General features: G+C 52.0%; 19 protein-coding genes. 4 read left to right on the top strand and 15 right to left on the bottom strand.

Annotated elements, in window-relative coordinates; genetic code table 11:
• Nucleotides 1-17 precede the first annotated feature (17 nt).
• Nucleotides 18-743 carry an LPS export ABC transporter ATP-binding protein gene (gene lptB, locus AB1483_03265; GenBank protein MEW6411474.1) on the bottom strand — a complete coding sequence of 242 codons (726 nt, stop codon included), beginning with the start codon at nucleotides 741-743 and terminating at the stop codon, nucleotides 18-20.
• A gap of 404 nt (nucleotides 744-1,147) precedes the next feature.
• On the opposite strand from lptB, the gene AB1483_03260 reads away from it, so the two are divergent.
• Nucleotides 1,148-2,137: an NAD(P)-dependent oxidoreductase gene (locus AB1483_03260; GenBank protein ID MEW6411473.1), complete on the top strand. Its 990-nt coding sequence runs from the start codon at nucleotides 1,148-1,150 to the stop codon at nucleotides 2,135-2,137.
• 17 nt (nucleotides 2,138-2,154) lie between these two features.
• Nucleotides 2,155-2,856 carry a sugar phosphate nucleotidyltransferase gene (locus tag AB1483_03255; protein ID MEW6411472.1) on the top strand — a complete coding sequence of 234 codons (702 nt, stop codon included), beginning with the start codon at nucleotides 2,155-2,157 and terminating at the stop codon, nucleotides 2,854-2,856.
• A gap of 127 nt (nucleotides 2,857-2,983) precedes the next feature.
• On the opposite strand, the gene AB1483_03250 is transcribed toward AB1483_03255, so the two are convergent.
• The 3 genes from AB1483_03250 to gyrA all read right to left on the bottom strand — a co-directional run bounded on the left by AB1483_03250 (nucleotide 2,984) and on the right by gyrA (nucleotide 9,182).
• Nucleotides 2,984-3,913 (bottom strand): HNH endonuclease, encoded by a 930-nt coding sequence (locus AB1483_03250; protein MEW6411471.1) that lies wholly within the window; start codon nucleotides 3,911-3,913, stop codon nucleotides 2,984-2,986.
• 67 nt (nucleotides 3,914-3,980) lie between these two features.
• Nucleotides 3,981-5,990 (bottom strand): DUF2075 domain-containing protein, encoded by a 2,010-nt coding sequence (locus AB1483_03245; GenBank protein MEW6411470.1) that lies wholly within the window; start codon nucleotides 5,988-5,990, stop codon nucleotides 3,981-3,983.
• Between the two features lie 762 nt (nucleotides 5,991-6,752).
• Nucleotides 6,753-9,182, bottom strand: coding sequence for a DNA gyrase subunit A (gyrA, locus tag AB1483_03240; GenBank protein MEW6411469.1), 2,430 nt, complete (start codon nucleotides 9,180-9,182; stop codon nucleotides 6,753-6,755).
• A 254-nt stretch (nucleotides 9,183-9,436) separates the two neighbouring features.
• Between gyrA and AB1483_03235 the strand changes: the two genes are divergently transcribed.
• Nucleotides 9,437-9,952 carry a hypothetical protein gene (locus AB1483_03235; protein ID MEW6411468.1) on the top strand — a complete coding sequence of 172 codons (516 nt, stop codon included), beginning with the start codon at nucleotides 9,437-9,439 and terminating at the stop codon, nucleotides 9,950-9,952.
• Between the two features lie 7 nt (nucleotides 9,953-9,959).
• Here the strand turns inward: AB1483_03235 and AB1483_03230 are convergent, their stop codons facing one another.
• The 6 genes from AB1483_03230 to pepF all read right to left on the bottom strand — a co-directional run bounded on the left by AB1483_03230 (nucleotide 9,960) and on the right by pepF (nucleotide 16,570).
• Complete coding sequence (locus AB1483_03230; protein ID MEW6411467.1) at nucleotides 9,960-10,547, bottom strand: M15 family metallopeptidase; 588 nt, start codon at nucleotides 10,545-10,547, stop codon at nucleotides 9,960-9,962.
• A 3-nt stretch (nucleotides 10,548-10,550) separates the two neighbouring features.
• Nucleotides 10,551-11,027, bottom strand: coding sequence for a flavin reductase family protein (locus AB1483_03225; GenBank protein ID MEW6411466.1), 477 nt, complete (start codon nucleotides 11,025-11,027; stop codon nucleotides 10,551-10,553).
• An 83-nt stretch (nucleotides 11,028-11,110) separates the two neighbouring features.
• Nucleotides 11,111-12,034, bottom strand: a complete 924-nt coding sequence (locus tag AB1483_03220) for a radical SAM protein (GenBank protein ID MEW6411465.1) — start codon at nucleotides 12,032-12,034, stop codon at nucleotides 11,111-11,113.
• A 72-nt stretch (nucleotides 12,035-12,106) separates the two neighbouring features.
• On the bottom strand, nucleotides 12,107-13,696 hold the full coding sequence (locus AB1483_03215) for a M14 family zinc carboxypeptidase (protein ID MEW6411464.1): 1,590 nt from the start codon (nucleotides 13,694-13,696) through the stop codon (nucleotides 12,107-12,109).
• Nucleotides 13,697-13,914: 218 nt separating this feature from the next.
• Nucleotides 13,915-14,412, bottom strand: a complete 498-nt coding sequence (locus AB1483_03210) for a ferritin (GenBank protein MEW6411463.1) — start codon at nucleotides 14,410-14,412, stop codon at nucleotides 13,915-13,917.
• Nucleotides 14,413-14,671: 259 nt separating this feature from the next.
• A complete protein-coding gene (pepF, locus tag AB1483_03205; GenBank protein ID MEW6411462.1) occupies nucleotides 14,672-16,570 on the bottom strand; it encodes an oligoendopeptidase F in 1,899 nt (632 codons plus the stop codon).
• Nucleotides 16,571-16,692: 122 nt separating this feature from the next.
• On the opposite strand from pepF, the gene AB1483_03200 reads away from it, so the two are divergent.
• Entirely contained in the window at nucleotides 16,693-17,094 is a 402-nt protein-coding gene (locus AB1483_03200; protein MEW6411461.1) for a thioesterase family protein, read from the top strand.
• Here the strand turns inward: AB1483_03200 and menE are convergent.
• From menE to menH, 5 genes are read right to left on the bottom strand one after another with little or no spacing between them, the layout of a single operon-like run.
• On the bottom strand, nucleotides 17,085-18,524 hold the full coding sequence (gene menE, locus AB1483_03195) for an o-succinylbenzoate--CoA ligase (protein ID MEW6411460.1): 1,440 nt from the start codon (nucleotides 18,522-18,524) through the stop codon (nucleotides 17,085-17,087). The genes AB1483_03200 and menE overlap by 10 nt on opposite strands.
• A complete protein-coding gene (gene menC, locus AB1483_03190) occupies nucleotides 18,511-19,620 on the bottom strand; it encodes an o-succinylbenzoate synthase (protein ID MEW6411459.1) in 1,110 nt (369 codons plus the stop codon). The genes menE and menC overlap by 14 nt, the downstream gene beginning before the upstream one ends.
• Nucleotides 19,617-20,498: a 1,4-dihydroxy-2-naphthoate polyprenyltransferase gene (locus AB1483_03185; GenBank protein ID MEW6411458.1), complete on the bottom strand. Its 882-nt coding sequence runs from the start codon at nucleotides 20,496-20,498 to the stop codon at nucleotides 19,617-19,619. Before AB1483_03185 ends, menC begins: the two co-directional genes overlap by 4 nt.
• Nucleotides 20,499-20,523: 25 nt before the next feature.
• Complete coding sequence (gene menB / locus AB1483_03180; GenBank protein ID MEW6411457.1) at nucleotides 20,524-21,345, bottom strand: 1,4-dihydroxy-2-naphthoyl-CoA synthase; 822 nt, start codon at nucleotides 21,343-21,345, stop codon at nucleotides 20,524-20,526.
• Nucleotides 21,346-21,358: 13 nt separating this feature from the next.
• Nucleotides 21,359-22,159, bottom strand: coding sequence for a 2-succinyl-6-hydroxy-2,4-cyclohexadiene-1-carboxylate synthase (gene menH, locus AB1483_03175; protein ID MEW6411456.1), 801 nt, complete (start codon nucleotides 22,157-22,159; stop codon nucleotides 21,359-21,361).

Raw genomic sequence — 22,159 nt, 5'->3', positions numbered from 1 at the left:
TAAACAGTTGCCGCTACCTAATTGAGCTTGAATTTTTCCCCCAGATAAATCTTTCTTGCCTCCGCGTCATTGGCCAGAAACTCCGAGGTTCCCGCCTTGAGTATCTTGCCGTCGCACATGATATAAGCCCGGTCGCAGATCGACAATGTCTCGCGCACATTGTGGTCGGTTATCAGCACCCCCAAACCACGCTCAACCAACCGACCGATAATCTTCTGAATATCCTCCACCGCGATCGGGTCTATCCCCGCAAACGGTTCATCGAGGAGAATGAATTTCGGGTCGTTCACCAACGCCCTCGTTATCTCCACCCGTCGACGCTCCCCGCCCGAAAGGGTATACGCCTTGCTCTTGCGCAGGTGGGAGATATCGAGTTCATTAAGCAGCTCCTCAAGCCTCTCGCGGCGCTCCTTGCGCTTCATTCTGCGGAACTGGAGAATCGACATGATGTTCTCTTCCACCGTCATCTTGCGAAAAACCGAGGCTTCCTGCGCCAGGTAACCAATTCCCAGAGTGGCCCGGCGATACATTGGCAGATGGCTCAAATTGCGGTCACCAAGAAATACATCGCCGCCATCGGGGCGGATAAAACCGATAATCATGTAAAAAGTGGTAGTCTTGCCGGCCCCGTTAGGTCCAAGCAGGCCAACAACTTCGCCCGGATTAACAACAATGGAAACCTCGTCAACCACGGCCCGTTTGCGATAGTATTTACGCAGGTTCTTCGATTCCAACGTTGTCATATATATAATATACGCCAGTGGGCGATTTGATTCAATATTTTTCAGCTATTTAGCACACATTTTGCTGGCAATCAACAAATAATTTCTTGATAAATCCGAAAAATGTCTCAATGTTTACCCTCTGACAGTCCGAACTTCTATGATTGGGTGCCCCATCCCGCCCTCGGCGGGACTGCGGGCTTGGACAGTCGAAGTGTCAGGTCACAATTCCACTCCGCGAAATCAAGACCTGACACAACATACAAGTGGTGCCCCACCCTTTGGGCTGTAATTCTCGCTCGGGTGCGGGTGCCCCACAGCCTGCTATGGGTTCAGAGAGAGGTGCCCCATCCCGCCCTCGGCGGGACTGCGGGTTCAGACAGAGGTGCCACACTCTCTGGGTGGGCCAGTAAAGAAAGTAGCAAATGACCGATTCCAATAAATCCATACTCGTCACCGGCGGAGCCGGTTATATCGGCTCGGTCCTGACCGGACTGCTCCTCAACCGCGGCTACAAAGTACGCGTGATCGATAAACTCAAGTTCGGCGGCGCCTCCCTGATTCCCTATTTGCCCCACCCCAAATTCGAGTTCATCACCGGCGACATCTGCCGGCAAGATGACCTCAAGCCCGCCCTGGAACATATCGATGCTGTCGTGCACCTGGCCGCCGTTGTCGGCGACCCGGCCTGCGCGAAATTCCCCGAAGAAGCCGAAAGGACCAACAAAGACGGATCCGAACTTCTCGCCCGCCTCGCTATCAAAGAAGGTGTCGAGAGGTTTGTCTTCGCCTCGACATGCAGCAATTATGGCAAGATGGATGACCCCGATGGGTTTGTCGATGAATCCAGTCCGCTTCGCCCGGTCTCACTCTACGCCGAACTCAAGGTCGGTTTCGAACAGTACCTGATGAAGCTCATCCAGAAAGGCTTCACGCCGGTCATTCTCAGGTTCGCCACGGCCTATGGTTTGTCGCCCCGTCCGCGCTTCGACCTCACTGTCAACGAATTCACCCGCGACCTCGCCCTCGGCAAGAAGCTCGAAATCTATGGCGAAAAATTCTGGCGTCCCTATTGCCACACTATCGATCTCGCGCGCGCTGTCATCGCCGCTCTCGATGCTGCCTCCGACAAAGTATCCAAGAAAGCGTTCAACGTGGGTAGTACATCGGAGAACTATCAGAAAAAGACGCTGGCTAAAATGATCCTCAAAGAGCTTCCCGACGCCAAAGACCTCGTCAGCTATGTTCACCGAGATGAGGACCCGCGCGATTACCGCGTGAATTTCGAGCGGATCAAAACCGACCTCGCCTTCGAGACGACAAAAACCGTCCCCGATGGTATCAAAGAGCTTGTGTTCGCCATCAAATCCGGTTTGATTGATAATCCCGATAGCCCCGCTTACCGAAACCTTTGAGGAGCGCCAGTACCGCGATGCAAGCTGTCATACTCGCCGGAGGAAAAGGCACCCGCCTTCAACCCTACACAACCGAGATTCCCAAACCGCTCGTCCCGCTGGGCGGCAAACCGATTATAGAGATTCTTCTGGGACGGATGAAAAAGCACGGTGTTACCGATGTTGTCATATCGGTCAACCATCTGGCGCATCTGATCGCGGCGGTGCTCGATGATGGCAAACGGTTGGGGCTGAACATAACCTACTCGCTCGAAGACCAGCCGCTTTCGACTGTCGCGCCGCTGAAACTGATCAAGAGGCTCGATGATAATTTTATCGTGGCTAACGGCGATATTCTCACGGATCTGGATTTCAAGACGCTCTACGATTATCATCTCAAGAACGGCGCGGTGTTGACTGTTGCCACGCATCGGCGGTTGAACAAAATCGACTATGGTGTTATCAAGGCGGGGCCTGACCGGATGGTGACCGCTTTTGAGGAGAAGCCGGTTTATGATTTCACGGTGTCGATGGGGGTGTATGTTTTTTCGCGCGAGGTTTTGAAGTTTGTCCCCGATGGTGAGCCGTTCGGGTTTGATCATTTGATGTTGAAGTTGCTTGACCAGAAGCAGCGGATCGCGACATATCCTTTTGATGGTTACTGGATGGACATTGGCCGCCCCGACGATTACGACCAGGCCAAACTCGACATCCAATCCAACCCCGGCTTGTCAGAGTAATCTTCCTTCTTCGGCACCCCACCCGCTTGCGGCGGAATTAATCTTCCGCTTGCGATGGGATTAATCTTGTAGGTCGAAATCCCCTGCCCGACAGGGTTCGTCGCCAGACGAAGGTTTCGACACCAATCTACCCCACATAAACCTCTTCATTATGCCACCGAAGGAATTCCTTGTCGGGATGGTCACCGGGATCATCGGGAAGATTCTGTATAAAGTTACCATGAAGAGGATAATACAGCTTCCCGTTATTGAATTCTTCTCTGATGCGACGACTGACTTCCACGCGATAATCCGGCGTAACAGTCATATATCCCTTGTCAAAAAGGATATGAAGGTCTGATCGCAGCAGAAGACCATTGTCAGTGCGATTCGGCCCCTCTTGTGAGAGCGGTTTGATGTGTGAGGCCTGCAGAACGGGTAGCGTTCTTTCGCCCGTTATGGAGCATCTGCGATGGTACGCATCAGTCACCAATATCCGAAATGCGCCCTGCCCGAGACGTGCCCTTGTGAGATATTCCTGACCATACGCCGGCGTTTCCGGAAGCGCGAGGCTGGTCTGTCCAATGCCGGGCTGCTCAATGCGCAACTGAATTATCTTTTCCTCGACCTGCTTCCAGAGCTCGCGGCCATCGGTTTCGGTCGTGTTATACTTCTTGCCACTCACAATATTCGATTTCCAACTGGCAGGAATTTTGATCCAAAGGTCGCGAGGGAAAAAGAACGGTTCGTTGAGTATGATACATCCTATCTCCGGATTGAAACCGATATTTGGCCTGTGACCCTGAATGAGACTGCGCAATGACTGAATGTCTGGGGCGCCGTTTTTGCTGTGGAATGCATCCCAGGCAAGCGTGAGAGGGAGAGTGTACGAACGTACGAAGAACCCTCCGCCTACTATAAAATCCAACGGGCTGTGCAGTTTAAAGAGAAATGGGGCACCGGTATCTATGACGCCGAAGGTCTTGCCGCTCGGCCTCCAGAAGTTGACTTCATCCGGTTTCAGGTCAGCCAGAAAGCCAAACCAGTTGTTATCTGTAACCCCTACCCAGAACTTCATAGCTTATGAACAAATACTCCATCCAACATGCTCAGTCAATATCAAAGTGAAAGGCCATGAGGCAGTATCACACCAAGCGGGGAATACCCAAGCTAGTTAAATATTCAAAAGTGTGATCATAATACTCCGGGCTGCGCGTCGGATCCTCTGCGTCCCCATGAGGAACGAATATCACCATTCCTTGACGCGCACGAGTCAGAAGGACACGATAGGCATTGCGAAGGTATCTTTGTCTGTCGGCGTTTCTTACATTGACCCACTTGGAACCGCGAAAGTCGTGGAAATGCCACCCTGATCTAGAGTATCGCAAGTCGCCATCCCATGTCACCAAAGCCCAATCAACCTCTAACCCTTGTACCTGAAACTCAGTCGCGGCATCCTCAAGGTAATAGCTCGACCGAGTGTCTTCCTTTCCACTCAAAAACCAATGGATTGGATTGACGTCAACGCGAATATCAATAGCGTGTGGTTTGAGACGCTGAGCTGTAGACGACGCTACCATTCCGTATCGCTCACTTCCCCGGGCACGAGTCTTAATCCATCGTTTGGCAGCATCAAGATCTCTTGTAACTGCAATAGGGTATCGATCAACGAATTGATAGAGCATTCGTCTCGCGCCGTCAATCTCAATATCGAGCAATGCCTTTACAAAGGCGGAAACACTCTCCGCTCGGAAGGAACGCATGGAGACGCCTAGGTGCAACTCGTCGTCAAAGTGACCATTTTCGGCCGCTGCGATTTCATCGACTATACCTCCGGCCGCATACTCGCTATCTGTCAGTCGAGAGGAAATGTACATGTGCCAGTGAGGAAAGCGTGCTCTTATTGCCTCCAGCCAGATTCGTATACCTGCCTCACCGGTATATATTTCTTGTCCTCCGCCGACCAGACATATAATAGCTGCCCAATCTTCGTGTCTATCAAGATAGGAAATAAGAAATTCGGGTTCCGATTGATTGAACCCTGCGCGATTCTTTTTCTGACGCATAAAAGTAGTCGTCTTGTGCATATCCCACGCGCGCTGTGCTTCATCAAAAATCGCAATGTGATCATCAGGTGGGCGTGGATCTATCAGGGCTTCATCTCGAAAGTGATGAACGTTTTGAATGAAGGCCTTCACACCACCGGAAACCTCACCTTTTCGTTTCTTGATATTGATTTTCTTAAGCCGCTCAAGCTCGTCTCTGGTCAGCGCTTCACGCAGAACCGCTACCAGAGGACCGTTGCCGGAAAGAAACACTGCGTGTGTAGACTTGTGGGTGTCGCGTCGCTGCGTGGCAACATTCAAACCCACAAGTGTCTTACCTGCACCAGGCACACCCGTAACAAAACAGATAATCTTCCTCCGCGACGATTTAGCTTCGTCGACCAACGCCTCAATACGCTGTGAAGTAGTGGCCAAGTTTTTCGCCCCAGCATCATAGCGAGCTATTGCCTCTACAGAGTGGTTCGCATAAAGCGCCCTTGCGGCTTCGATTATTGTGGGGGTCGGGCGATATGGAGCATTGGCCCATTTAGATCTTTCAATATCTTCTCCGGAAACAGTCTGCAGGACCATATCGATGACTTCTCGCAACTCAAGTTCGTTGGTAAACAGTGGCTTATAGACACCATCGTGCTCGACCTCGAAAGAGCGATGTGTATTTGAGTCGGACTCAGTTGCAACCAACACCGGTACAATTGATACCTCGTGACTGGCCTCATGGAAATTCTTAAGATCTAAAGCGTAGTCCCAAACTTGCTCGACGGCCGAACGGTCGAACTTGGTTGCTCCCACTTTGAATTCAACAGCAAAGACCACCGGCCCGACTAGCAGGACCGCATCTATCCGTTTCCCCAGTCGTGGAATACTGAATTCCAACAGTATTGAACCGGTTAAATCGACAAGACTACTCTTAAGAATTCTAATTTGAAGCAACCAAGCATCTCTTTGCTCTTGGCGAAGATCAAAAACCCCGCGCGTGACCATCTTACCGATTATTTCATCTTCAGTCGCGCTTAGGAACTCGCTAATAGGAGCGTCATACCACGCACGCGAAAAGAGGTTGCAGGTTGAACCAGCTTTTGGTGTAGTCATCTCTTCTTGGTTACCCGATCAAAGGCGAGAGCAAGGTCTCCCCGAAAGGTTATTCCTGTATGATTCAAGTATAGGCTAATGCGCTGCTCATATCAACGGGAAATCGGAAGCAAGCCAGTCGCTGACTATCCCCCCAACACTTTCACAACAACTTCCGAGTAAATGTGTAAGGTTGGTGGCTGTGCATGAGCATAGGCACGGTAATAGCAGGATTTCTCCCTGCGGGCGAAATGACAAAGTGCACCGAAATTGCACCCCCAATAAGCCGTAACCACCAACCTATAAACAGGTTGAGTCAACCGCACCACATTTTAGGATCCCTGAAAAATAACGAAACAAAGCCAATTTGGGGTAACCGGCTGATGTATATAAAAATACGGATGATTTTCGAGGCGGAACCGCTTTCGGTTCTTGTCCACTGGATTCCGGCTTCCGCTCGGAATGACTGAATCGAAATTGTTGGTGTTTCGCGCTAACATCAAAAATAACGAAACGAAGCCAAATCGGAATAAAAGAATGACAGATATGCGGTTGTTGAGGGTTCACGAGCAGATGAGGGCATCTGCCGCGCACGAAACAAGAGGATTTGTGATGGGTGACCCGGTGAATCTGAAGATTCACCGGGCACAACCCAAATGGGCCGGCAGGGATTGTAGGCGTTTGATTCATCAAACGCGAAAGCCACAAATACGGCGGGCTTTTGAATGGCAAAAAAAAGGCAGGAATCTCGGAAGGTTCCTGCCCCTCAAGATATCTATGAAACTATTCGTCTTCCTTCACCACCCGGGCAACATCGATAACCAGATCGCCACCCTTGAGCGAAATCAACCGGACACCCTGGGTGTTGCGGCCAATGACCTTGATGTCCTTCACGGGCTGACGATTAGCAATGCCCTTCTTGGTGATCAATATCAACTCGTCCTGATCGAGAACCTCCTTGATAGTCACCACCTCGCCGTTGCGCTCGGAAGTTTTCACGTTGATCACTCCCTTGCCTCCCCGATTGGTGACCCGGTAATCATCGATCGACGTCCGCTTGCCGTAACCGTTCTCGGTGACGACCAGAAGACTGCTGTCGCGCTTGACCACAACCATGCCGATAACGTAGTCCCCCTTGGCGAGATTGATGCCTTTCACGCCATAGGCGGTGCGTCCCATCGGACGAACCTTCTCCTCCGGGAACCGGATCGCCATCCCCTTGCGGGTGGCCAGCACGATCTCATGCGAACCATCGGTGAGCGATGCCTCGATAAGCTCGTCATCATCGGGAAGATTCATGGCGTTCACACCCGCCTTGCGCGGGTTGGAGAACGCGTCGAGCGCGGTCTTTTTGATCATACCGTTGCGGGTGGCCATGGCGATATAAAGATCCGAACTGAAAGTGCGCACTTTGCAAAACGCGGTGATGTTCTCGCCCTTCTCGATGCCGACCATATTCACAATCGGCTTGCCCTTGGCCATACGCCCGCCGGTGGGAATCTCGTGCACCTTCACCCAGTAGCACCGTCCCTTGGTGGAGAAAAACAGGATATAATCGTGCGTGGAGGCGATAAACAGATGTTCGGCGAAATCATCCTCCTTGGTCTCGATCCCGATAACCCCCTTGCCGCCGCGCTGCTGCTTGCGATAGGCCGAGACCGACAGACGTTTCACATACCCGAGATGCGAAATGGTGATAACCATTTCTTCTTCGGCGATCAAATCCTCGACCGTCATTTCATCGACCTCGTCCTGAATCTCGGTCCGGCGGTCATCGCCAAACCTCTTGGCCAGCTCCATCGTTTCATCTTTGATGATCTGCATACGCAGGGCCTTCGATTCGAGAATGGCCTTCAGTTCGCTTATCTTTTTGATAAGCTCGCGGTATTCTTCTTCAATCTTCTTTCGTTCCAGACCGGTGAGGCGCTGCAGACGCATCTCGAGAATGGCCGTCGCCTGACGGTCGGAAAGCTTGAAAGTTTTCATCAAGCCGGCATGGGCCGTGGGCGTGTCCTTGGACTTTTTGATCAATTCGATAACAGCATCGATATTGTCCAGCGCGATGCGGTACCCTTCGAGGATGTGCGCTCTCTCTTCGGCCTTCTTCAGATCGAATTGCGTCCGGCGAAGAACGACATCGTGACGGTGGTCGATAAACTGCTGAATAAGCTCTTTGAGCGTGACCGATTTCGGTACACCGTGATCCAACCCGAGCAGGTTGACCGAAAAAGTACCCTGCATCGTTGTGTGCTTGTAAAGCTGGTTGAGGACGATATCGGCCTGCTGGTCGCGCTTGAGCTCGATAACAATGCGCATACCATCGCGGTCGGATTCGTCGCGAAGATCGGAGATGCCTTCAATGCGCTTGTCGCGCACCAGGTCGGCTATCTTCTCCAAAAGATTCGACTTGTTGACCTGGAACGGTATCTCGGTGACAACGATAGCTTCCTTGTTGTTGCTCATCTTTTCGACGACAGCTTTGGCCCTCACAAGAATATGTCCCTTGCCGGTGGTGTAGGCCTGGCGGATACCCGCCCGTCCATTGATAATGCCGCCGGTGGGAAAATCGGGACCGGGGACTATCTCGATAAGATCCTCGTTGGTGCATTCGGGGTCATCGACAACTCTCACGATCGCCTCGGCGATTTCGTTAAGGTTGTGCGGCGGAATATTCGTCGCCATACCGACAGCGATACCGGTCGTGCCGTTGCAAAGCAGGTTGGGGAACTTGCCCGGAAGAACCACCGGTTCCTGACGGGTACCATCGTAGTTCGACATGAAACCGACCGTCTCTTTTTCCAGGTCAGCCAGCATCTCCATCGCGATCGCGGTGAGACGCGCTTCAGTGTAACGCATGGCCGCCGCGCCGTCACCATCGATAGACCCAAAGTTCCCCTGACCATCAACCAACGGATAACGCATGTTGAAATCCTGCGCCATGCGCACGAGGGTCGGATAGACCACCTGCTCACCATGGGGGTGATAGTTACCCGAGGTATCGCCGGAGATCTTGGCGCACTTACGATGCGCCTTGCCGGGGGCGAGGTTGAGGTCGTTCATGGCCACGAGTATGCGCCGATTCGACGGTTTAAGACCGTCGCGAATATCCGGCAAGGCTCGATTGGTGATGACCGACATGGAGTAATCGAGATAGGAGGATTTCATTTCCTCTTCAAGAAAGATCGACTCTATTTTTTGGCGTTCCAAAGCCATTGTATTCTAATCCCTTACTAAAAAATTACGGGTATCATCAGGGGATTAAGCTAAGAGAAAAATACTTTGAAAGCAACAAAAAATACGCCTCAAGCGGGGTTATATTGCATTGGATGGCAATGGGTTATAAGGCAAAAACGGGCGTTTTGGAGAGTTTTATGTTGAGGCCGATTATCCGCGCGAAAATCTCCTCGAAGTTCTAATTGAAATTGCCGTGCGGGGGCATATTTTGTATAAACCGTAAGGGAAAACCTATGAAAATCAACTCGTGTGTTCTTTTTGCTATCCTCCTGCCCGCGCTGCTCGTTGTCGGAGGTTCCGACCCGGCGGCCGAAGAGAAATTCGATGTTCGCAGTCTTGAAGGGGACTGGGAGGGCACGGGAGAGTTTATCGTGCCGGTTACGGGCATGACGATGTCGGTGGAGGGCCGGGCGCGCTTTGAGTATGACTCGCTCGGCGACTTCCTTCGCACGGCCATGGTCGGCGAAAAATATTTCTTCACCTATTCCGACTCCGGTCACCTGGTGCACAACACCCGGACCGATTCGGTATCGTGGGAGGTGTGGGATAATTTCGGCAAGCACGCCTTGTATTACGGGGAGGTCGACGGCAGCAGTATTCGCGCGGACAGGTACAGAAAAAAAGACCTCTATCAGGTGCGGATAAATCTGGTGAGTGCCGACAGCATCGACTTCAAACTGACGATCACCACGCCGAAGGGCGAGGTTATCGATAAAGCATCGTTCAATCTGTGGCGGGTCAGAAATTAGTACCGAGCTACTCGGCTATGTAGATCCAGTGCCACGGTTCCCAGGGCATCATACCGGTCGTGTCGTTAACGAAAGTCCGGTGAAAGCCGAAATCTTTCGCGTTTTCCATCAGCCACTGGAACGCTTTGGTCCGGGCGAAACTTGGATCGCTGGGTACTAAATCGACAACGCGTCCGGTTTCGTGCTCGGAATATCCGGGCGGAGCGACATAGCGGATAATGTCCTGAAACTTATCCCCCGCCGCCATGCGATTTAAGATAATTCGCGCCTGGTAGCCGGCGGAGCGGTAACCGGAGTCTACCGTCAGATCGACACTGTCCTTTTCCGCCGCCTGCGCCATACTGACGAAAGCGTCTCGCGCGGCGGAATCGACATAGATACGTGACTGCTCAAAACAGTACTTTTCGGGGATACGACGCAGACGGTCTTTGTCGGCGAGATCTGCGGAGTCGACTTTCTTGCCGCACCATCTCTCGCCGACAGGGTACTCGATAGAATCGATCACGATTGTTTCGTCACAGCCCGACGCTGTGCCCACGGCGCCAGGCAACGGATATATTAGAATCGCGAGCAGTAAAAACCTGTAGAATTTCACGCGTTATCCTGTGTAGTGTAACTTGCTGTTAGTCGTACTCATCAGTCGGGTGACATCGTCGTCGAGCGACGCCGCCTTAACCTTTCCGATAAAGACAGTATGGTTACCGGCAGCGACGCTGTCAACAAGTAAACAGTCAAGATAACCGATAGCTCCGGGAATAAGCGGTGTTTTCGTGCCGGGCGAGTCGGTAACGCTGGTCCCGGCCAGTTTTTCATAGCCGGACTCGGCCGGGCCGTAATAGGTCTTGGCGACCGCTTCCTGACCCTCGCCGATCAGGTTGATAGCAAAGGCTTTGTTTTTCTTTATGAGCGGGTTTGACTGATGCGCGTTGTGCACGGCGACAGCCACCATCGGCGGATCGGAACTGACCTGCGTGACCCAGCTGGCCGTAAAAGCGTTACCTTCGGTCCCTTTACCCATCGTGACGACATAAACGCCGTATTCGAGTTTTTTCAATACTTTTTGCACATCTTTCATAATTCCATCCTTTTTGATATCTCTGTCCGGCTCCACGCGGATTCGAGCCTGGCCCGGATATGGTCTGTAAAAAATTCCCTGCTTCAGTTTTCAAACGGATGGTCTTTTAAAAAATCGGGCCGGTAATGATGCGGCGAACTGAGCTCCTGGACGAACCCGCGCCAGAAACCCAGGTTTTCGAACTCATCGAGAACTTCCTCGTACTCGTGCTGGTAGAGGGTACGCCCGAGATTGGGATGCCTCGCGACTCGTGGAGTCGGATAATATTGCGACATGAGCGAGACGTGAGCATCGGGCGACAACTCTTCGGCGATAAACCGAAGGACTCTCTTGCTGTTGTCAACGTGTCCGGGGAGCACGAGATGTCTGATTATCAACCCTGCTGTTACCATGCCGTCCTTATTCAGCGCCAAATCGGCGCCCTTCTGCCTGAACATCTCTTTGAGAGAAGCGCAGGCGAAGTCGGTGTAATCCGGTGTAGCGGAATATTTCCCGGCGAGACTGTTGTCCATGTATTTCATGTCCGGCAGGTACACGTCGATTTCGCTTTCCATCGAAGCAATCATTTCCGGTTTGTCATATCCGTTTGTGTTATAAACGTAAACAGGGTTGTGCTCCTTTTTGTTCAGAGAATTCATTATCTGGCGCATTTGAGGGATAAAGTGAGACGGCGACACAAAACCAACGCCGATAGCGCCGCCGGAGAGGATTGACTCGACCTGTGCCGTGATATCGTCGAGGGTCATATTGCCGGCGGCGATGCCGGTTCGGTTGTCGCTTATCTGGTAGTTCTGGCAGAAGAGGCACTGCATATTGCAGTGACTGAAAAATATGTTGCAGATGCCGTGTTTTCCCGACAGAACCGGCTCCTCGCCGTGGTGACAACAGATGGAGGATATGGAAAAGTCGGTGCCGCTTTCGCAGAAGCCGAGTTTTGAGCCGGCGCGGTCGGCATGGCACTGCCGGGGACAGCAGCTGCAGTTTCTGAGGTCAACTCTGGTCAGCATACCGTAATTATACGGTTACGGGGGGCTTTGAGCAAATGCTGTATGCATTTGCTCAAAGAAGATACGGTCACTTCAGCAGATCGGCAGCGGCCCGCCTTTATATATGAAGTCTATCAGATAGGTCAGGTCGAGAGGATCGATCTCTCCCGAACCATCGACATCAGCCGCCGGCCAAATTGGCGGGACCGGCCCGCCTTTGTATATGAAGGCCACGAGATAGTTGATATCCAGAGGATCAAGGGAGCCATCGTCGTTAACATCTCCACAGACATAGAGCGGTTCCATTTCGATATTGACAGTCGTAGCCTGTTGATCGACCACGGTAACGCCGAAGATCGTGTCAGTAACATAATTCTCGGCGGTGATCTCGAGGTCGTAGTTCCCCGGAGCGATGAGGCGATGGAAGTCGCCTATTTCGGGCTCGGTGAACACCTGAGAGCCATCGGCATCGTGGGTGAGCACCGTTATGGTCGCGCTTAGCGGCAAACCGGTATAGGCATCAATCACAACACCATGGATGCCGTACAGAGCATTGCGGAGGTGATTGAAGAGCGAGACTCTGTTGTATTCCCAGTAAGTGGGAAGTGTACTTGCCTGGGGAAGCTTGGTAAACGATAGTTCGATTGTGACTTCGCGGCAACCGCGAAAGTATGTCATGTAATCCTGGCGTCCGCCGGAGATGCAATACCAGTCATAGCCGTTGGTGATACCGTCTTCGCAATCGTTCATATATCCCGGAGCGCTGTATTCCTGGGCAGTATCGGCATAAAGGCGGGAAATATCCCGAAACCAGGTGTCATCCGGGTGAAGTTTTTCCCAGGTATCCCAGGGATAATTGACTACCTCGGCGCCGCCGTGGAAGTTCGCGGAGAGAACGAAATTGTGGGGCGCAACGAAATTCATCAGGTCGATTGTCTCCGGTTGCCAGACGAGGTAATCGGGATGAGGCCCGAGGCTCGGGTCGGGGAGGTTTCGGTTCAAGTCGACATAATTGGCGTTATAGCGAATAGCACCGCTCACCGAGGCATTGCCGCCCATGTAGGTGCCATCGGGATTAGCCAATGGGTTAATCCAGATTTCCATATTATTAATCAATTGGGTTATGGCCGGATCGGTGCCGTAGCTGGTTAGCAGAGAGTCAATAAGTCGAAGCATCAGGACATAGCCGGTGGTCTCGTCACCGTGTATGGAACTTGAGTACTGGACTTCGGGCTCATTTTCATTTTCGTGAACATTGTCGGATATTCTTGCGTAGAGCAGCTCTCGTCCCATCACCGTGTATCCGGCTCTTTCGATCACGCAGAGTTCGGGGTAATTGATCTCGAATTGTCTCATCACGGCGACGTATGTGTCATAAGACGGGTAGGTATTCCATCCCGCGAGGTCTTCCGGATTGGTGGACATTTCGGGGACTATCAGCGTGCCGGGGTGCGGCAGGGCCGTAATGGTGTAATCGAGTTTTTTGAAGTTATCCATTTCGCGGTCGCTGGCATAAGCGAATACAGTATCGCCTTTGACATTGTCAATGGAAATAAGACGGGTCAGTTGCTCCAGCTCGCATCGGTCCTTAATCTGGAACCTGAAATAATGTTCGGTCTGTCCGGCGTAAGGGGTCGTAAGCGAGATCATGAGCGACAGAACGGTCAAAAGAAGTCGTTTCATAGTTGCTGCCTTGCTCAGGTGAGGTTGCGGTCATAACGATGTTCAATTCAACAGGTGTGTACTTCCCAAGGAAAAACGTGCTGCTAAAATTATAACTTAATATACCAAAAAGGACCAAGAAGTCAAGTATTAAGAGCCGGTTGGGGTAACGGTTATAGAAAAACGGCCGCCTGGTCAGCGGCCGTTTTGCTTTGCGTTATTTTGAATACACCAATGTATTACTTACTCTCAACCTCGTGGTAGAGGCGGTTTTCCAGCATAAACAGTTGTCCCGGGCCGGAAGCCATCTTTACCATATCCAGCAGTTCCTGAGTCGAGGCAACTTCTTCCACTTGCTCGTCGACAAACCACTGCAGGAAGTTGTCGGTGGCGTGGTCGTTCTCTTTGCGGGCCATGTCAACCAATTTGTGGATCATTTTGGTGACTTTGATTTCGTGCTGAACAGCGGCCGTCACGATTTCTTCGGCGGATTTGTAGTCGGTCTTGGGAGCTTCAAGAGCGGTCAGCTTGACCTCTGCTCCCTGGTCAATGAGGTACTGAGCGATTTTCTCAGCATGTTCTTTTTCTTCCCCGGCCTGCTTGAAAAACCACTTGGCGAATATCTTCAGATTCATGGATTCGAAAGCGTATCCCATAGCGGTGTAGGTCCAGCTGGCGAAGAATTCTTCTTTTACCTGTCCGTTTAAGGCCTTGGCCATATTTTTTGAGATCATCATAACAAGTTTCTCCTTCCTTCTCGTTTTAGCTTACAAATTGTAATTCTCTAAACCATTTTCGAGAATCCGAGTTCCTAAGTTTTGGCGAGTATGCGGCGAAAATCAAAAAATTCGTCTTCTTTTCTGCACCAACTGAAATCGAGTTTCATTTATCGACCGAATGAAGACATGATAGGTATCGTTAGTATTGGCCCCGAATTAAAAAAGCCGACGGTTTAAGCCGTCGGCTTGATTTCTTCTCGAAGATCAGTATTCCCGATCAACCTTCATTGAGGAGGCGTTCGAACTCGTCCACCAGTTCGCTGAAGAGCTTGATGGTAGCATTGACCGGTTCGGGGGTAGTCATATCGACTCCGGCGGCGCGAAGAATCTCAACCGGGTAATTGGAGGCGCCAGTGGCAAGGAAGGTCATATATTTATCGATAGCGGCCTTGTCGCCTTCGAGTATTTTCTGCGAGATCATCTGAGCCGCAGCGTACGAGGTAGCATACTGATACACATAGTACTGGCGGTAGAAGTGGCTGATGCGCATGCCGCCGATATCATTGTACTCGTCGATAACAAGAGCGGGGCCGTAATATTTCTGATAGATATCGCGATAGGTTTGGCGGAACCATTCGGCCGAGACAGCTTCACCGCTCTCAATTCTCTCGTGTATGGCCAGTTCGAATTCGGAGAACATGGTCTGGGTAAAGAACGTGCCGATAATCTGCTGGATATAATGATTGAGCAGATACATCTTTTCTTTTTTGTCAGCGGCGTGTTCCAGCATGTATTTCATCATAAGAGCTTCGTTACATGTGGAAGCAACCTCGGCCACGAAGAGCGAATAACCTTCGTAGATGTAAGGTTCATTCCGGTTTACGTAGTAGGTTTGCATGGCGTGGCCCATTTCGTGAGCCAGCGTGAAGACGTCCTCGAGCGAACCGGAATGGTTGAGCAGGACATACGGATGCGAGCTGTAGGTTCCCCAGGAGTAGGCGCCAGAGCCTTTACCTTGAGTTTCGTAAACATCAATCCAGCCTGAACCGGGTTCGAAGCCTTTGGTGAAGTCGGCCAGGTATTTCTCGCCCATTGGTTCGAGGGCCTCGACCACCATTTTCTGGGCTTCTTCGTATGAGTATTCTTTATCGAATCCGGTTACGAGCGGTACATACTGGTCCCAGGAGTAAAGAGTGTCGATACCGAGGACTCTTTTACGGATTTCAGTCCATTTGTGAAGCGGCGCGAGGTTCGCGTTGACAGCATCGATCAGGGCGTGAAATACGGATGTGGGAATATTGTTGGCATCCAGAGACGATTCAAGACAGGTGTTGTAATTACGGGCTTTAGTGTAGAAGTAGTCTTTTCGGACGGATGATTCGAGTGTCGCGGCCAGAGTGTTTTGGACCTTAACGTAAGCTTTATTCTGTTCGATGCGGGCGTCTTTGCGCACGCGGCGGTTATCGGATTCGAGGAAGCGATAGATTCTGCCGCGGGTAAGTTCAACCAGATTGCTGTCCTCGTCATACATCTGACCGAAAGTCATGTCGGCATCTTCGAGGCGCGAGAATATTTTACCCGGGGCGGCGGCCACGGGACCCACCATGGCCAGCAGGGCCTCCTGTTCCGCCGAAAGGACGTGCTCGTTCTGGCGAACCATATCCTCGATGTAGAATCTGTAGGTATCGAGTTCCGGGGCGCTGTTGAGCATTGAAAGGATTCTGTCTTTGCCCAGCGTTAGGATTTCGGGTTGAATAAAGGCTTTGGCTTCGCGGACTTCGGCGGCCAGGGCGGAAATCCGTCCGGCGAGTTCCTGGTATTTACCTTCGCGATTGTCTTCGTCGAGTTTCAGATTGGCGTAAACATACAGGTTGTCAACTATCAGGCCGAGACTGTCGGAGAGTTTGAGGCACTCAAGCAGTTTGGCCGGGGAATCGCCGAGATGACCGCGGTACTGGTCAAAGCGGGCCAGGTTTTCTTTCACGACATTGTAGTCGCTCTCCCATGTTTCGAGGTCGGGATAGATGTGTTCGACATTCCATTTGTATTTGTCATCGATGTCCGAGCGTTGTGGAATGGCATTGGTGTCAGCCACAGTTGCCGGGGCCATCGCCAGAGAAAGGACGACGAGGCTTAGAATTGCCATAGCAGAGGTGAAAAAATGCCTTTGCTTCATTGTAGCTCCTGCTTTAACTTTGGGTTTAACATAATCAGCTTATAGGCTTTCTTATAAGACGGGTAAGATAATACAAAGATTCCCGATTTTTAAGTGCAAATTTAACATACGGCGGCAAAAAAATGTACAAGTGTGATTTCATCGTACGTCTTCCCGATACGGATGCGGCGGGGATATTGTTTTACGGCAACTACTTCAGGCTGGCACACGAGGCATATGAAGCGTTAATGGGCGCGTTGGGGTATGGCCTGAAGTATATAATCGATGAATCGGAAATTTTGCTTTTGATTGCGCATTCCGAAGCAGATTACAGGCAGAGTCTGTGCCTGGACGACGAGTATTCGGTTGATATAAGGGTCGAAAAGCTCGGGGACAAGTCATTCACGCTCGCATACAATTTTGTCAGAAAAGACGGGCAGGTATGCGCTACGCTTCGGACGGTACATGTGGCTCTGCACAAGGGGTCGCAAAAAACCGTGTCTTTGCCGGAAGAGTTGAGAATCAAGCTCGCCGATCAAACCTGATCGCCGGATATTCGACGAGCCGCTATCTGCGCCAGTTTGTGCCTGGAGGGTTTGATCGATATTTCGCCATCGTCCTGCGGCCACTCGAAAAAGTGGATGGGAATTTTAAATCGGGGCAATGTGGCCGAGAGTGACGCGACTATCTTTTCGCTGTCAAGGGGGCGCTGTTTGGCGGTCTTGACGAACGCTACGGGGCGTTTTCCGAACTGATCATCATCGACACCAACCACGATAGCTTCTTCGATGCCCGGCAATCCCATGATGGCCTTTTCGATCTGTTCGGGATGTATGTTCTCGCCTCCCGACACGAACATATTGTCTTTTCGGCCGGTGACTTTGAGGTATCCATCGTTATCGATATGACCTAAATCGCCGGTGGCAAACCATCCGTCGCGATTGAACGGTCGTTCCAGTCCTCCGAGGGTGACATAGCCTTCGAAGCGGGTCTCCCCTCTCACGAGTATCTCCCCTTTATCGGAGATCATTAGTTCCCGGTGCGGAAGAAGTTTACCCGAAGTGAGTAATCTTGGCAGTGGGTCGCCGCTGGCGGAGGTAGTGACCTGCGAGGCCATTTCTGTCAGGCCATAGCTGGTAAATATCTTGATGTTCTCGTGGTGAGAAATTCTGACGAGGTTTTCATCAACGGAGCTGCCACCAACGAGGACCGCCTTGAGATTGCGGGCAAGATTGATGGACGACGAATTGGATATGAGACGCTTTAGCTGGGTCGGTACAACAGACAGGTGCGTGACCTGGTGTCTTTCCATTGACTGCTCGAGTGGTTCGCGGGGCTCGGGCACGACAACAGCGGCACCGGATATCAGACATCGGAAGAGGATGCCGAGGCCGCCTACGTGATAGAGCGGTAGAGACAGCAGCCACCGATCCGCAGTGCCAACGACTATGTTTTTATTTGAGCCGAGGGCGCTGTAGTAGTGACTTCCGTAAGTGTGCAGAACGGCCTTTGGAAGCGCGCCGGTGCCAGATGTGAATACGATGGTAGCTTCCTGCCGTGGATCCGCCTCGGATATACCTGCCCGCACTGTCGGTTCCGCACCGAGGTCCGGAAGTACCAGCTCTTTGGCCGAAGATGAGCCTGTGGTACAGGGCGGAAACACGACGACCGTACGGCAGCCGATTCTATCGAGAATGCCGGATACGGTTGTTTCGTGAAAGCGGGTGCTGATTGGACAGGCAACCGCGCCGATGCAGATGAGCGCCATGGTTGACAGAATATATTCGATGGAGTTATCGCCGATGATGCCAACCCGATCGCCTTTCTTTACCCCCTGACCTCGAAACCACGCGGCGGCCTGCGCCACTGATTGGTGATATTGCCGATAGGTGAAAGTGATGCCAGCGCTAATCAGAGCCGGGGTGTTATCCACACGCGCTGGGGTACCATTCCCGGATATATCATACCGGGTCATTCTTGACCTCCTCGAGTAAATCGGCTTGTATTTCCCGCGCTGCTTGATCGGACGTTGATAAATCTATTTTACCCTTCGTTATTCGTATTGGTTTTGCGCTCAGGTCTCTGTCAAACCATTCTAAGGTGTCAAATCCCATAGCGACATTCGGTTTCGCAACAGAGGCGGAAAGAGAAACCATTGCGCTGAGACCGACAGATGATTCGAAGGAGGCGCTGATGATTACATCCATTGCCGCGTTAACAGCGCTCCGGGTGAAGAGCATAGCCCTCTCAAACCCGAGCAGACCCGGCTTGATGACGATGGCTTTGATTCCGTAGGACGGGTCAAGATCGCGGGGACGTATTTCCAGAAGGCTTTCATCGAGGGCAACCGGCATGGTGCAACCTTTTTCCTGAAGCAGTTTGCGAAGTTGATTCAAGTTGTGTACGGGTTCTTCGATGAACTCGACGGCGAGTCCCCCCGCCCTTTTCATGAACTCCAAGGCTTCGGCAATCCCCCATGAACGGTTCGCGTCCAGACGCAAGAAGGCAGCGTTTCCGATTTTCGCGCGAACCGCTTCAGTCAATTCGAGCGCCTGTTTGACGGACATATCACCCACTTTGAGTTTGAAAGTCGTGAAACCGTCGTCTATCAGAAGCCTCGCTTTTTCAAGAACATCTTGAGTACTTCCGGCCAGCAGGGCATTTACGGTTACGGACTCGAGTGGCTCGTGGTTGAGCAGATGAGCCAGGGACGTTTTTTCACGCAAGGCAATGAGTCTGAGCACGGCGGTTTCAACGCCGAAGCGCACTGATGGAATGGAGCTAAACGGAGTCAGCCATTGCTCAAAGCCACCATCGAGTCGATGAAGATTAGCGGGGACTTCGTTGTTGAGCGTACTGCGACGGAGAGCCAAAGTGCTTTTGAGGGCTTCAGGCAGAGTCTCTCTACTGAAACCGGCCAGAGGAGATACTTCGCCGTACGAGCGATTGTTTCTTTCGTCGGTGAGCGAGATGAGAAGTCCCTTGCGAGATTGATAGTGCGACTCTTTGAGTTTGAGCGGTTTTCTCAGCGGAAGTTCAAAGCTGTGGATTTGAAATTCCGTGACTTTCACAGGTTCCATCCTATTGAAAAGATCGCGCTGTATAGAAGCAGCAGTTTACCGGTGGAAGCGAGAACATCGTTGAGAATTCTACCCTGCGCGCTGAAGACGGTTTTGAAAGATGGTATTGCGGCAAGCAGGACGAGCAGGGTCATGATGCTGTAAATTTTCACACCAACTGCCAGATATACTACCGCGGGCAGCAGGCAGGCGATAACGATTGTGAGGAGGTATTCAAGCTGCGTGAAACGTCGTCCGAAACGCACGGCGAGTGTCTTTTTGCCGGAGGTAGTGTCGCTGTCAAGATCGCGCAGGTTGTTGACGGTAAGGATAGCGACCGAGAAAAGCCCCGGGGCAAGACCGGCGATTATTACGGGCCAGTTGATGGTCAGCGTTTGAACGTAGTAGGTACCGCCGACAGCAACGGGTCCGAAGAATATCAGCACGAAGATGTCACCGAGGCCGATGTAGCCGAGGGGATATTTACCCGCGGTATAGAGAACGCCGAACAGAATCGACAGCAGTCCGATAACTACAATCGGGATGCCTCCCCGCCAAACGAGATATACGCCTGTCAGCAAAGCGAGAGAGAATACGGTAATGGTCGCGGCCTTCATCTGTGATGGGGTGACCATGCCTGCCTGCGTGACGCGAGTTGGTCCCAGACGGTCTTCGCGGTCAGTTCCCTTTTTGTGGTCAAAGTAGTCGTTAGCGAAATTGGTACCTATCTGTATAAGAACCGCGCCAAAAAAGGCGGCAGCGGCGGATAACCAGTGGACCTGACCGGCCTCGTATGCCATAGCGGTGCCAATAATAACGGGCGAGATGGCCGCCCAGAGGGTCTTGGGCCGAGCGGCGAGTATCCAGACTTTGGTTTTCGATTCTGGCATGGTATCGTGCGCTATTAAAAATCCGTCAGGGTCGTTTCGGAAATTTTGAATAGTCCGGTTTGCGTTTTTCGACGAAGGCGTTACGACCTTCCTGTCCTTCCTCGGTCATATAAAACAGCATGGTAGCGTTACCCGCCAGTTCCTGCAATCCCGCCTGACCATCGCAATCGGCGTTCATAGCCGCTTTCAGACACCGGATAGCTATGGGAGAGTTGGCGAGGATTTCGCGGCACCACTGCACTGTTTCTTCCTCGAGTCTGTTAAGCGGCACGACGGTGTTCACCAGACCCATTTCCAGCGCCTGCTCGGCGTTGTACTGGCGACAGAGGAACCAAATTTCGCGGGCTTTTTTCTGACCGACAATTCGCGCCATATAACTTGATCCATAGCCGCCGTCGAAAGATCCGACTTTAGGGCCGGTCTGACCGAAGATGGCGTTATCGGCGGCAATCGTGAGGTCGCACATCAGGTGCAGCACGTGTCCCCCGCCTATGGCGTAACCGGCTACCATGGCTATGACGGGTTTGGGGCAGGTGCGAATCTGGCGCTGGAAATCGAGGACGTTGAGGTGTTCACCACCAGCCTCGTCCTTATAGCCGGCCTCGCCGCGGATTTTCTGATCGCCTCCGGAACAGAACGCCTTGTCCCCTTCGCCCGTGAGGATGATCACGCCGATGGTCTGATCGGCGCGCGCATCGGCGAGAGCACGAATCATTTCGTTGACAGTAAGGGGACGGAAGGCATTGCGTCGCTCGGGGCGATTGATCGTTATCTTGGCAATACCATCACTCTTGTGGTAGCGGATGTCGGTATATTTGCCGCAGTCTTTCCATTGTATCTTCGACATAAAGTTCCTTCCTTTATGATTTCAAAAACAGGCTCACCTGTTTGATATACTCTAATGGGTTCTCCATGTGCACGTTGTGCCCGGCATCGGGTATTACGACAATCTTTGTGGCCGGGCGAATTTCAGCGATTTCTTCCGCTATACTTTTGAATTTAGCATCTTGCCCGCCGACTATCAAGAGCAACTGAGATCTGATTTTTGGCAGATCCGACCAGAGAGACGGTTGCGCTCCCGTTCCCATATGGCGTAGCGATTTTGCCAGAAGGGCGGAGTCGTTGAGCAGGCAGCGCCGCATCAGGCTTTGAAACGGGGGGCCGTTTTTATCGACGGTGGCGAACAGAGGCTGATCGTACCACCGGGCCAGGAACTCCGCCATTGGCAAAGTCGTAATATCTCTGGCGATCTGAAGGTCGTGCTCAACGCGCGCGGAGCGTTCCTGCTGTGTCTTCAGGCCGGGCGAGGCCGATTCAACGATCACTTTATCAACAAGTTTAGGATAGTGAGTCGCGAGATAGAGCGCCAGCCGTCCTCCCATAGAATAACCAATAAGATGCGTCCGGGTGATATTCAAATCGTGCAAAAGATCGACTATCCCTGAAGCGCATCGAGGCATGGTGTAGTCATCATCGGTGGTCGCGACTGTCTGACCGTGACCGGGAAGGTCCAACGCGATTATCCCGTATTTCTCGGCGAAGCAGTCCGCGATGTCCTGCCAGTCCAGCGATGAACCCATGAAACCGTGAAGAAACAGCAGCGCGTGTTTGGATGAGTCGCCGGAGGATTGGAAGTTCCATTGAATCGACTGACCTGACAT

The sequence above is a fragment of the Candidatus Zixiibacteriota bacterium genome (assembly GCA_040756055.1).
In the GTDB taxonomy this organism is placed as follows: Bacteria; Zixibacteria; MSB-5A5; order GN15; family FEB-12.
This window is presented reverse-complemented; position numbering and strand designations above follow the sequence as displayed.